The organism is Paenibacillus sp. OK060, assembly GCF_900101205.1.
In the GTDB taxonomy this organism is placed as follows: Bacteria; Bacillota; Bacilli; order Paenibacillales; family Paenibacillaceae; genus Paenibacillus; species Paenibacillus marchantiae.
In genome coordinates this window covers 134,383-146,720 of the sequence record NZ_FNFR01000004.1, presented here as the reverse complement: position 1 = coordinate 146,720, position 12,338 = coordinate 134,383, and the positions used below count along the sequence as shown (strand labels likewise).

Annotated in this window: 13 protein-coding genes; 4 read left to right on the top strand and 9 right to left on the bottom strand. The window is 44.3% G+C overall.

Annotated elements, in window-relative coordinates:
* Positions 1-105 precede the first annotated feature (105 nt).
* The 3 genes from BLS14_RS15875 to BLS14_RS15865 are packed head-to-tail and all read left to right on the top strand — an operon-like array spanning position 106 to position 3,864.
* Positions 106-1,242, top strand: coding sequence for a GerAB/ArcD/ProY family transporter (locus tag BLS14_RS15875; RefSeq protein WP_090952852.1), 1,137 nt, complete (start codon positions 106-108; stop codon positions 1,240-1,242).
* Positions 1,199-2,704 carry a spore germination protein gene (locus tag BLS14_RS15870; protein WP_090952850.1) on the top strand — a complete coding sequence of 502 codons (1,506 nt, stop codon included), beginning with the start codon at positions 1,199-1,201 and terminating at the stop codon, positions 2,702-2,704. Before BLS14_RS15875 ends, BLS14_RS15870 begins: the two co-directional genes overlap by 44 nt.
* Positions 2,701-3,864, top strand: a complete 1,164-nt coding sequence (locus BLS14_RS15865; protein WP_090952849.1) for a Ger(x)C family spore germination protein — start codon at positions 2,701-2,703, stop codon at positions 3,862-3,864. The genes BLS14_RS15870 and BLS14_RS15865 overlap by 4 nt, the downstream gene beginning before the upstream one ends.
* Before the next feature lie 154 nt (positions 3,865-4,018).
* Here the strand turns inward: BLS14_RS15865 and BLS14_RS15860 are convergent, their stop codons facing one another.
* Together BLS14_RS15860 and BLS14_RS15855 are read right to left on the bottom strand one after the other, a co-directional pair.
* Positions 4,019-4,348: a hypothetical protein gene (locus tag BLS14_RS15860; RefSeq protein ID WP_063565967.1), complete on the bottom strand. Its 330-nt coding sequence runs from the start codon at positions 4,346-4,348 to the stop codon at positions 4,019-4,021.
* A 192-nt stretch (positions 4,349-4,540) separates the two neighbouring features.
* Complete coding sequence (locus BLS14_RS15855; RefSeq protein ID WP_090807760.1) at positions 4,541-4,909, bottom strand: hypothetical protein; 369 nt, start codon at positions 4,907-4,909, stop codon at positions 4,541-4,543.
* A 148-nt stretch (positions 4,910-5,057) separates the two neighbouring features.
* Here BLS14_RS15855 and BLS14_RS15850 point away from each other — a divergent pair, with 148 nt between their 5' ends.
* Complete coding sequence (locus BLS14_RS15850; RefSeq protein ID WP_090952847.1) at positions 5,058-5,588, top strand: hypothetical protein; 531 nt, start codon at positions 5,058-5,060, stop codon at positions 5,586-5,588.
* A 132-nt stretch (positions 5,589-5,720) separates the two neighbouring features.
* Here BLS14_RS15850 and BLS14_RS15845 read toward each other — a convergent pair whose 3' ends face one another.
* The 7 genes from BLS14_RS15845 to BLS14_RS15815 form a co-directional block, all read right to left on the bottom strand.
* Positions 5,721-6,002: a hypothetical protein gene (locus tag BLS14_RS15845; protein ID WP_076290328.1), complete on the bottom strand. Its 282-nt coding sequence runs from the start codon at positions 6,000-6,002 to the stop codon at positions 5,721-5,723.
* Positions 6,003-6,384: 382 nt separating this feature from the next.
* The gene (locus tag BLS14_RS15840) at positions 6,385-6,954 is read right to left on the bottom strand and encodes a hypothetical protein (protein WP_090952845.1); all 570 of its coding nucleotides are present in this window, start codon (positions 6,952-6,954) and stop codon (positions 6,385-6,387) included.
* Positions 6,955-7,322: 368 nt separating this feature from the next.
* Positions 7,323-8,426: a toxic anion resistance protein gene (locus tag BLS14_RS15835; RefSeq protein ID WP_090952843.1), complete on the bottom strand. Its 1,104-nt coding sequence runs from the start codon at positions 8,424-8,426 to the stop codon at positions 7,323-7,325.
* Positions 8,427-8,441: 15 nt separating this feature from the next.
* Positions 8,442-9,164 (bottom strand): hypothetical protein, encoded by a 723-nt coding sequence (locus BLS14_RS15830; RefSeq protein WP_090952842.1) that lies wholly within the window; start codon positions 9,162-9,164, stop codon positions 8,442-8,444.
* 153 nt (positions 9,165-9,317) lie between these two features.
* Positions 9,318-10,358, bottom strand: a complete 1,041-nt coding sequence (locus BLS14_RS15825) for an ATP-grasp domain-containing protein (protein ID WP_090952840.1) — start codon at positions 10,356-10,358, stop codon at positions 9,318-9,320.
* Positions 10,355-11,182, bottom strand: a complete 828-nt coding sequence (locus tag BLS14_RS15820; protein ID WP_090952838.1) for an HAD family hydrolase — start codon at positions 11,180-11,182, stop codon at positions 10,355-10,357. Before BLS14_RS15820 ends, BLS14_RS15825 begins: the two co-directional genes overlap by 4 nt.
* Complete coding sequence (locus BLS14_RS15815) at positions 11,179-12,330, bottom strand: cysteine protease StiP family protein (protein ID WP_090952836.1); 1,152 nt, start codon at positions 12,328-12,330, stop codon at positions 11,179-11,181. Before BLS14_RS15815 ends, BLS14_RS15820 begins: the two co-directional genes overlap by 4 nt.
* Positions 12,331-12,338 lie beyond the last annotated feature (8 nt).

Genomic DNA, 12,338 nt, shown 5'->3' with positions numbered 1-12,338 from the left:
CTATCTTGTTTCGTCTTCTATTGTTCAAAAAAATAAAATAGGAATCGAAAATCCATTTCCTGTACAACCTAACGGAAACTTCCTTGAACGGAAAGGAGGATCCCCATGAGCCGTGAAAAGGGAGAAATCACGATATGGCTGTCCTTTTCCATCATTTTGTTAAGTGCAGGCCTCGTGTGCCATGTTCTGTCCATTCCAGCGATTCTGGATTATGCAGGCAGAGACGGCTGGCTATCCGTAGTCGCTGCTGCTCCCTTCTTTTTGTTATTTCTATGTATGATGTTCGTTATTATCCGGCGGGTACGCGGACAGCGTTTGACGGACTGGATCACGCGGGAATTTGGCGCAATTCCTTCATGGATTTTCCGTATCACTGCCTCACTCATGCTGCTTGCACTTGGATCACATACCTTATATGAAACAACAAACTGGACGGTATCCACCTATCTGCAATTCACCCCACCCTATGTGCTCGCAGGCGTGGGAGCACTGGTTGCTGCCTGGGCGGCTGCCAAAGGTATCCGTTCCATTGCCATGACTTCAAGTCTTCTGCTTCCGTTCGTGATCCTGCTTGGATATTTCGTGATGTCAGCCAACATAAAATACAAGGACTATAGTCAGTTGTTTCCCATCATGGAATACGGTGCCGGTCCTGTCCTAAGGGGCATGATCTATTCACTTGCTGGACTGATGGAAATCTGGATCTTGATGCTGTTCCAACACGATATCAAAAGTAAAATTCGCTGGTGGCATCTTCTGCTGCTCGGGTTATTCATGCTCAGTATGGCGATTGGTCCAACGCTGGGAGCCATCGTTGAGTTCGGTCCGGAGGAAGCAGCAAAACAGCGAAATAGCCCCTATGAGCAATGGAAGCTGGTGAATATAGGAAAATTGCTCCAGCACGTGGACTTCTTGTCCATCTATCAATGGCTAAGCGGTTCATTTGCCAGAGTGGCGATCTCCATCTATCTTATCGTCGATCTGCTCGATTTTCACAGACCCAAGAAAAGGTACGTTGCCGTTCTAATTGTCACCTTCATCATGTGTGGCATAGCTGTACAGTGGTGGAGAATTGATTACGTTGACTATTATGTAAACCATATTCAATTCCCCGTGATGCTGACCTATGTATCCACGGTAACAATCCTGTTAACCCTCGCCGCATTCATACACAAAAAAGACAAGGAGGCTCCCGCCCATGCCGCTCACAACCACACCAAAGAAGAACCCCCATCTGGCTGAACCATTCCGAATCAATGAGCATAATCTGACGACGTTTTTTACAGGTTCAGACGATGTGATCATCAGCAGCCATATGATTGGGGAGTCTCCGCAGCAGATTGTCATCGTGTATTGCAGCGGTATGGTCGACAGCAAATCCATATATGATATTATTCTTCCCGAATTGACGCGAACGTACGAGAGTACTCACTTTGTTCGTGCATCGGATATCGAGAAGTCCATTACCCTGCAATGGACAAGTATAGACATACAGAACAATCCGTTGGGAAAGGAACTCATGTCCTTACGGGTGTTTGAGGGACACATGCTCATCTGCATTCCTTCCATCCAGAAGATGTGGAGCATAGATATATCCAACATTCCTACACGGTCGCCGGATGAATCCACTACGGAAGTATCGATCCGCGGGGCACGAGATGGCTTTATCGAACGACTATCAGTCAATATTGCGTTAATTCGTACACGCCTGCGTACGGCCGAATTAGCCTGTAACATTGAATTAATCGGTTCTCGCTCCGTGACCAAAGTCGCCCTGATGTATATTAAGGACATTGCCAATCCTGAGCTGATTGATGATGTGAAGAATAGGCTGCGCAAAATCGATATCGAACGCATTATGACCGCCAATGAACTGGAGGAATTATTGTCCCCTTCCAAAGTCACATTGTTTCCGGTAACCCACTACACGGGCAGACCTGATTTTGCGGCGGAATGTCTTCTGAACGGACGTTTCGTCATTATCGTGGATGGCAATCCCAGCGTCATCATCGGACCCGTCAATTTGTTTCTGCTTCTCAAATCCCCTGAGGATGCCAGCTTCCCGTTTCTTCCGGTGAATGTGGGCCGTATGCTGCGTTTTATCGGGCTATTAATAACCGTGTTCTTGCCTGGTTTCTATATTGCGCTGACTTCTTTTCACATGGACCAGCTACCCTTTCCGCTCGTAGCCACGATTTCGGTTGGGCGCATGGGTTTACCTATGGAGTCTGGTGTGGAAATGTTTCTCATTATGCTTCTGATGGAGCTATTCCGGGAAGCAGGGGTGAGGCTTCCCAGCGCTATTGGTCAGACGCTGACCGTTGTTGGCGGATTGATTATTGGGGATTCCGCCATCCGTGCAGGCATGGTTTCCCCGCTCATGATTGTCGTCATTGCCGTAACCGTAGTGGCCGGAGCAACGATTGTGAATCAGGTTATGACCAGTTCTGTTCTGATTCTGCGTTTTTTCTGTTTTGTACTGGGGGCATCCCTTGGCATCTATGGGTTCATTCTGTCCATTATCCTGTTCCTGATCTATCTGACCGATCTGAAATCGTTCGGTATTCCTTATCTGACCCCGCTCAGTCCGCTTAATTTCAAACAGGCGCTGGCCTCGTTGTTCAAACTTCCGAAAGGATGGATGAAACGCAGACCTGTCTATTTGGAAACGCAGGAGCCGCGCAAAGAAGGGAATGAGCGATGAAGCGGCTTGTACAACGATGGTTGCTAGGACTGCTAAGTCTCTCTCTTTGTTTTGTGACCAGCGGGTGCTGGAGTGCCTATGAGATCCAACAGGTGGACTATGCCAAAGCGATCGGGATCGATTACAAGGACGGGATGTATCACATGTATGTTCAAAGCATGGACTTTGCCAGTGTAGCCAAGAGCGAAAATTCAACCAAAACTGCGGAAGCTCCACCCGTATGGGTTGGACATGCATCGGGGAGAACATTGAATCTGGCGGTAAACGAACTGTTCCGAAGTTCCCAGCTCCATATCGCTTGGGGCCATGTGACGGCCATTGTCATGGCCGAAAATGTCCTGACAAGCAAGCATATTACGGAAGTGTTCGACATGCTTGGACGTTTCCCTGAATCACGTTATACAACTTGGGTATACGGCACTCGCGATCCATTGGAAAATATTCTGAGCGCCACGTCCATATACAATATGTCGCCGCTGGACAGTATTCTGCATAACCCTCTTCCCTCATTCCTGGAAGAATCGCTGTTTCCTCCAGTGCTTAGTTTCAAACTCATTGCCACCCATAATGATGCGTCCACGACAACTTATCTGCCTTGCATCACCTTGAACAAGGAGCACTGGTCTCAGAACAAAAAAAATTATGAACTGTTTATGATTGACGGTGCTTTTTTTGAAAGAACCGGGGATAAATTTGAATATTTGCCCCATAGCACAATTCCTGGATTTCATTGGTTACTTAAGGATATGCGGCGTGCGCCATTGATTATTGAAAACGAAGGAACCATCTATGGCGCGCTCAGCGTTGGTTTGCCCAACGTCAAAATTGTGCCTGTCATTCGTGGGAATGAGGTTCATTTCAACATCGATGCCAAATACCTGACCGCCTTGTATGAATATCTCACCCCTGTTTCCTATGACGAGATGGTCCAATTCAGCGAGAAGACATTGCGGGAGCAAATCTTGCAAACGTATCGTGAAGGTCTGAAACGTGGGGTCGATGTCTATGGACTTCAGGAGAAGGTTTATCGCAAAAATCCAAGCCTGTGGCGCAAGCTGTCCAACAACGGCACAAAGATGATCTTGACGGAAGATTCCATTCAGAAGCTGGACATTCATATTACGATTCCATATACGGGTAAATTCCGTAGGAAAGTGTAGCCATAACAAATCCCCTGCCGTATGAAACGGATAGGGGATTGTTTGGTTTGATGCTGCGATTACTTTGTGTAGGGGTTGAAACGTTTCATAACATTCGTCAGATCATCTAATCTTCGTTGTCCAGGGATGTATGCAAATGCAACCTTTCTTTTCTTTAAAAGCTAAATTTTAATCCTAAATATTCAACTACGATCCATGAAACAGGCCAAAGTAATGGAACATGAACGACCCAGTAAGGGGCTTTATATCGCCCGTTCTCGTAACTAATCCCACAATAAAAAATCGCGAATAATACACCCAAAGGATAGGTGAAAAGAATTTTACCCATTAGATCACGGGAAGTATCATATGTGTGTGGATACGGTGCCGATAAGGACATACCAAGTCCAAAAAGAGCCATAGGCCAAATAAACAAAGTAACTCCATATAAAATCAAAAATAATAATAAATAATTGTATAACTTCTCATTTTTTCTCTTGCTCATATGCCCTCCTGATTGCCTGAACGTAATCTCCCAACTTGAATAACCTTATCAGAAGATTTTACAGGATGGATATGGAAATATAAATAGTTTATTCCTTACTGATTAATAAAAAGACCTCCAACCATACAGGTTAGGAAGTCATTAATGATGTTAAATTATCGTATTTACCCTATGCAGCGACCGTCTATCAGACTATTTTCCATTCTGCCTATAGTACTCCATTATTCGCATACGTGTGGTCAAAATCAGGGTCTGTGGCAGTAGCACCACAAATATAAAAAGCGGCACAATCATCACCAGATGAGCGGCAAAATTCTCTGCACCAAACGATGGTTTGGGAAGCTCAATGAAGTACCACCAGCACGGGATGGCAACAAGGCAGGTCAGTCCGGTAGAGATAAACAACTCCTTCACCCCGCTCCACAGAAAACAAAACACAATGGAAATGGTTAACAGATACCACATTTGAAGTGGAACCATCCAGCTCCAAACTAAGAATATTAGCAGTGGATACAACAGCGTCGTGCTCCATTTCCAAATGTTGTTAGTGTACAGTCTCATAAGCTTCCCCCTTTGTAACAAACAACCCTTTTACTCTATAAACAATACCCATGCTAAAAAGTTGGACCTTCTGATCCATTGGTTTGTATGCATAATTACCATTTTACGGCTCATACTACCATAAGGAAATTATTGAAGGAGTGACAACATGAGGTTAAAAAGCATCATCGCCGTTGGAACGGTGTTAACTTGCTCGACTCTGTTATGGGGCTGTGGCAATGCCAATACGAACCATACTTCGGAGCAGAAGGATACCGTTCAAACCGAGAGCTGGAACGATCCCAAACGACTGGAGGCTTCCCATCTGGAAGCGCTGGAACGGATGGAAAAGGATCATATTCATCGCATGGTTTCGCTGAATGCGAGCATGGATGAAGACAAAGTAATGACCACACTTGAGCGGTCAAGCCAGAAGCTGGAGGAAATGAGACCTCTCGCTGAAATGTTGCAACATGAGGGCCATCCAACGCTGTTACAACGAATCCAGGAAATGGCAGGAGATATTCAAGGCTCGAAACAAGTGGTTGCTGAGATGAAAAAACTGCCTCAGGACGGTAAAATTAAGATCCAGTCTGAGAATTCCGATTCATTGCATCACATCAGCAGTTTTCGCGAGTATCACCAGTATATGACTAAGAAGGTTGAGGATTCGGAAAAGGACATCCGTGTGACTCATTGACCTACCTGCACACCAGTAAAAAAACAAATGAGCGCTAGATCGGAAATTACTTTCTGATCCAGCGCTTGCTATTATCGCCTAACATTAAATCAAATTTATCGATTGGAGGAAGTTACCCGATAGATTACTTCATCATTCAACCCATAACGATACCCATATGAAAATGGTAAATACCACCACTGGTGTCAATGCCCCTGTCGCCAGCATGATCCATAGCCTAGCAGGTTTTATGTTCTGCGAAGACGCGTCACTTCTGACCAGACGTTCTTTCCACCATTTTGTAAACTTGAGTTGTCTGATCATACGATTCAATTCCCTTTTCCGCTGATCCGTCTCTTCCACTTCTTCAAGCATACGTCGCAATTCATCATACAATTGCTCCTCTTCCGTATCCAGTACAGCGGCTCTACTCATCGCCTTCTCTCCTTCCCATGTAAACATATACGTACTTGATATAACTCCAAACAACACATCGTCTTATCCTGTAGATACCTTTTATCTACTAACCAATAAACACGTAAACGACATGAAGAGTTTTACTTTTTATTGGTGTTTATTTTAGATCCTACTTGCTCCCTATACATGTTTTCTTAACAGATCGACTCGGACGCAACAAAAATCCCGGGCAGGCATGATGCAATTCATATATTGTTATAATCATTGGGCTTTCCTTCTTTCGTTAACGCTATAGTAATGAATAAATTGGGCGTGAAAATTAAAAAAAGAAGAGATCGGAATCCCTTCTTTATCAATCTTTAATTCAACCTCTCATCAAAATATCATCAAATCCATAACTTTACCATCTTTTACTATTGTAATCGCCCATATTGGTATCATTGATATTCCCCAGCCTATCGAACGTATCCTTGTAAATCCGAATAATCGATTGAACCTTGCCAAAATCAGCATCTTCTGGTCCAATACCTTCCATAAACATTCTCTGAATAATTTGCTGAAAAAACTCCACTCTTGCATGGATCTGCTGCTGCTCCAGCTGGAGGATCTCTTCAAAACTATGATTTTCTATGTAACTCATCAGACCATCATCTTCCTGGTATGACCGATCATCAATTCGATGATTTATTCCGAACTCTTCTGGATCTTCCGGCTGAAGGTTTACGGTAGTACGCAATTGAGAAAGCATAATCTTTTCTTTTGCAAGCATGACGTGAAAATCCTTGTTCTTCAAAAGGTCGGCTACAATTAGGCTGCACATCTCCCGATTTTCAATAAGAATGCCATCAAATGGATGCAATGTCCAATTTCCATTGAACAAAAACAGATTAAAATTAAAAAACTGATTGCCGTATTTGTACTGAATATTAATCTTAGTCTCATCAATAATCTCGAATGAAAATTCCAGCATGTTGAGTAAGCTCCTTCACACACTTCCAAAGTTTACCTTCATTCTATCAAACGCTCTTGAAAAAATACAGAAGATTAACGGTCATTCAACTCCGCAATTGACTCAGCTTTCTCGCTACTGGCGACAATGATTAACACACTAGCAATACCGATAATAACGAACGTAAGCATAAATCTACCCCTTTTCTATGAAAAATGCATCATTCTGTACTTACCAGATTGTATGCAGGAGAGTTCAATGTATGCTTATTATTCCCGGGTAAATATCCTTATAAACCAAATTTCCATAGTAGCGTGAGGCTTTACTATAAATCTATGCTATGAATGCAAAAAGAGACGCCGCGGCGTCTCTGCTTCACAAAAAATTAATTAATCCAAATAAGAGCTCAATGAATTGGCATCAGGTTGACTTTTACCCTGAATGGCTGCAGCCTTCGGAGCCTCCAGTCCCAATCTCTCACTCATACCTGCGTTTAGTGCAGTCATCTTGGTCGTATAGTCATTGCAACTCTCAATAATACGACGATTGGACTGTTCAGACAGATCAAGCGCTGACATCAAGTCCCCGATCGCCTGATTGACGGACTCAATAGACATAGACGGTTTGGATAACAACTCATTGGTCTTCTCGGTTGTGGTACGAAGCAATTTCGCATTTTCCTTGAACTGATCTTCAATCGTCTTGTTCGTAGCTTCCACAGCAGAAATGACCTTCTCCTGATCATTTAATGCCATAGCAATCATGGCAGATACCGTAATCAGATTAGCGGTTTTGTCTATGGCATTATTCACGGAATCAATGAGTTTGTCATTGTTGTCATTAATAATATCTGTCGCCGCAATCGCCTGATTATACAACATGATCATCTCGCTCATAGATTGTGTACGTGTAACAACTTTACGTAATCCGCGCTCCAGATGTGCTTTACGGTTCTCATTTTCTGGCTTGCTAATCTCTGCCTCAAACAACCCTTTAAGCTGATTACCGAAAGCAATCTTCGTCTGCAGGTTGTAAATCTCTTGGATAGAGGACCGTTTCAGCTGACGCATATTAACGATACTCTCTTCCAGATTGTCCTTCCCGTCACGTAACCCGTTGATAATACTGTCAATGTTGGTTCGAACAGATTGATAACGATATACATAGTTCTTCAAAGGACTTTTTCGGAGTAAACGCCCAACAAAGCTGACGTTTTTGCTCTGTTGCAGACTTTCACACTCATCACGCAATTTCAATATCATGCTCGACACTTCAGCCCGGTTGCCGGACATTAGATCATTTACAGGACGATCCAGCATTTTTAGCGTTTGACCGGCCTTTTCCTGAGTTCTTACACCCAGCTTTCCTATATCATCCATTAGAGTATCCAGATGAACCACATCACTCTGCGATACCTTCTGAATCAATTGAGTTGCCTCCTGGTTAATCCGCTGCTGGTCATCCTGTTTTAATTGAACATATTCCGTTGCCATACTCAACCATGCCTCCTATAATTCGGAGCTATTATACCTTTGATGAATAAGCTCTGCTTTGTTCTGAAGCTCCAATAAATCTTTATGCTCGATCGTGGATACAATCTCTGAAATCTTGGAATCTACATCCTTGAGGCCATTTAGCAACATTCGACGATTTGTGCGCTTTGCTTCTCCACTCAAACGGAGAAATGGATTAATAAAACCATTCAGATCTTTCAAAATCAATCTGCGCATCGTATGGTTAATATCACCGTTGTTTAACTCTTTTAGTGCCGGAATGACTCGCTGTAATCTGGCAAATAGAGCTAAAGACTTCTCGACAATTTCATTGTCCAGTTCATTTTTTTGTCCCTCAGAGATTACCATATCTTCCAACACTTCGAGATATTCAATGACAGGTCCAAAAACGGGGTCCTGCTCGAGCTGATCCTGCTGATGTCCCGGTACCATTGACTGTACTATCTTATCGGATCTTTCATCCGTGCGTGGAACGATAGACTGCTCATGGGTGGTTCTCTCCAATTCTCCACCATGACCTTGACCTTTAACGGACCGTTGGGTAGCACTTGATGTTTCAATTTGTTGCTGTCGTTGCTGTGATGGAATCAATGCGCCCACCATTGTAGCGAGAGCAGGAATCGCCCATGATACAAATTCAGGAACAAAGGGACTGCTTACGGCTGCTAAAACATAACCAATCAGAGCTCCCAGTCCAATTTTTGTTTTGCGTAACATCCTTTATCCTCCTGCCTTTAACAACACATGGTATACAATGAACAAATGAAGACTACACTTGATCACTTCGTTTCTGTGTAACTCTCAAGGTCATCTATATAATCGTATTGTAAAAAAACTAGTCAGAAGGTGTCAATGTTTGGAAACTAATCTTTAATGGTTCCTAACCTTCTGCGCATCCATAATCAGTGGCTGTTCTACATGACTTCCCAGTATACCGTATTGAGGATAAAGAGGCCCCACCTCATATCCCAGAGCCAGCTTCACAGCCAGATAAGGGAAATTGATTCCCGATAGACAGGATACGTGTAATCCTCCAGACATTCGTGGATTGATCTCCAGAAGTTTCGGGGTCTCCTTGCGATACTTCATCTGGATGTTGAAGTTATACGGAATACGATAAGCAGCAGCGACATCACTGGCAACTTTCAATAGTTCAGTATGCTCTTCAAGCCTTCTTAAACGCCCACCTGCTTTGCAGCGAGGGACAGCCGCCAGTAGTTTCCCCTCGCTGTCGGCTAGACAATCAATACTGTATTCATAACCTTCGAGGCGTTCCATGACCATAATATTGGGAAAGGATTCCACGGAAGAAAATGCACGGAATGCATCCTCAAAAGAGATACGGTTCTGGGTATGCCCGAACAACTCCTCTAGCGGATTGCGACTGTTATCGATCACCCTGAATCCCATCCCACCTTCTCCGTTACATGGTTTGAAACACACCTCATGCCCAGAGTCGGAGAGTGTGTCATAAGCCTGTTTGAACTGTGATGCGTTGCAAACGGTGAAATAATCCGGGATGCTCAGAATTCCCAATTGACGCACGGATTCATAGAAACGGTCCTTCTCCATCAATTGCTCCAGTAATTCCGTATCCGTGCAAACCAAGACTTTGGTTCCGATCTCTTCAAAGAGGTCAACATGCTTGCTAATGTCCAGCATATGGAGACGTGGAATAAACACATCGATCTGATGTCTACTGCAAAAATCTAGACAGAAATCAACATACTCTCTTCCCGTAACTTTCGGCTCCACCTCAGCATGGTCACAACCCTGAAGCGCCATGTTGTTAGGATCGGAATGCGTGCCGTAGATCTCGAATTCTAAACCATCTTCGTTGTTTCGAATCAGATTCATATAATGATACGCCACCGAAAACCAACGATTAAAATAAATACGGGTCTTTTTCATGAGACAGCATCTCCTATCGCAACTTGATGTGTAGAACAGACATATTCCAATATCTCGTCGGCGGCAAATATACCGGATTTTTCGGTAAATCGGTAAGGGATCAACTCGGGATTCCGCTGTTTTTCCCGGTAAAGTTCACCATGACGTGGAGCAATAGCATAATCTGCGAAGTCGAGTAGACAACGGTCCAGTAGAGAATCTCCTGAAGCAATAACAGGCACATTTCCGATCTGATGTCGAACGTATTCTACTGCAGCTCTCTTGTTCACTCCAGAAGGAACAAGGTAGAGCTTGCGACCTTGAATTGAGGCCTCCCATCCTAGCGACTCCAAAGCCTGAATCTTCTCTGTGACTTGCTCTATTGGCATACGATCACGGTGAATCACAAAGGCAAAAAACAACTCATCACAGAGTCGCTCCCCCGCGACCCAGTCGCTATTTAGCACATCGCCAAACATCTGTCTCACCTCAACTGCTTCAGCCGAATGCTGTTGAAGTTGAGAACGGACATAACCATTCCAGGATTGGTCCACTTCCCCCGCAATCAGAATATTCCCCCCATTACTAGTTACCGCATATGCCGGAATTACGTCTTGCTGAAAAATCTGAATGCGCTGGTACTGCTCTACTGTTCGTGTAGTAACAGGCATAAAAATGATATCTTCGGGAAGGGCTTTGAGCCGATTTAATGCTTCGTCTGACATAAAGGATGATAATTCTCCGCGGATCCATTCGACTGGAGCTATTCCTGAGGCATCATCGGAGACGCCCATTGAACGGCGGGAATAGATCAGCGTCTGATCCAGATCACTTGCATAGATCATTCGCTGCCCCCCCTTACAGATTGAATAATGCCGCAGCATGAATAGCTCAATCCGGGGAACACTTCAACGGGAACCCCTCGGTCTTCTGCGAGCAGCATAATATGTTTCAAATTAGGGTTGTTTGGGCGATCTATTAGAATCTTCCAAGGTACACGCCGCAATAGTACGCGTGTAGTCTCTCCAATCCCCGGCTTGATCAGATTTACGTCTTGTATATCAAATGCATGTTGGATGGATTTGATATCCTCCATTCCCTGCCAAGTCACTTCTGAGGGATGAGACAACGCTTCATCTGCTTGGAGTGATGCCTCTTGTTCTACCTTGGAGAAATAACCTGCCACCTTGTCCACAAAAACAGTCGATAGATCTGAAGAAGCCCATTCCTTATACCACTTGGCCCCATGGAAGTCATCTGGCCCAATAAGGTCATCTCGTAGTACGGTCCGGCTCATCAGACCCGAAACTGTCGAGTTCAGACATGCGCTTGGGATCAAATAATCTTCTCGGGTGCCATAGGTTGCCGAGCATTGCCCCGGATCAGCCAACACCGCAAGATCATCATCCAATTGGATGCCATAACGTTCATTCAGGCTTTCACAAGCTTCCACAAGCACATTCCGAATAGCTCCCTTACCCGTCCAACCATCGATAAATTGAATCGGTGCACCCACTCCATGCTGTTGCCAAATATATAGAATGGCGTTCTCATCAATCCCTTTTCCGCGGATAATGGAAATACTGTAATGAGGCATATCCACATTGTATTTCATGGAAATATAACGTTTGACCAGAATGCCAATTGGCGTTCCGGCACGAGCGAGTGAGATCAGAACGGTATCCATTCCCCTCTTGCGCACGATCATCTCTGCTACCGTGGCCGCAGCCATGGCTACCTTCTCCGCCGATTGCGCTAATGTATCATGGAACAACTCAATATATTCATCCGTAGGGTGATACTCAACGGGTAGCATTTCCGAGTAATGCACACCCGACTGAATGGCGTGTTCACGCTCTCCGGTCTCTTTTTCCAAATGAATGTTACTTAAATCCTTTAGCAAAAAAACAACATCGGATGGGTCATAACTGCCCAGTGGCTCAGGTGGTTTAATCTTGCGCTTGATCATACTTTCAATTGTAGATAGATTCATAGCTTGTA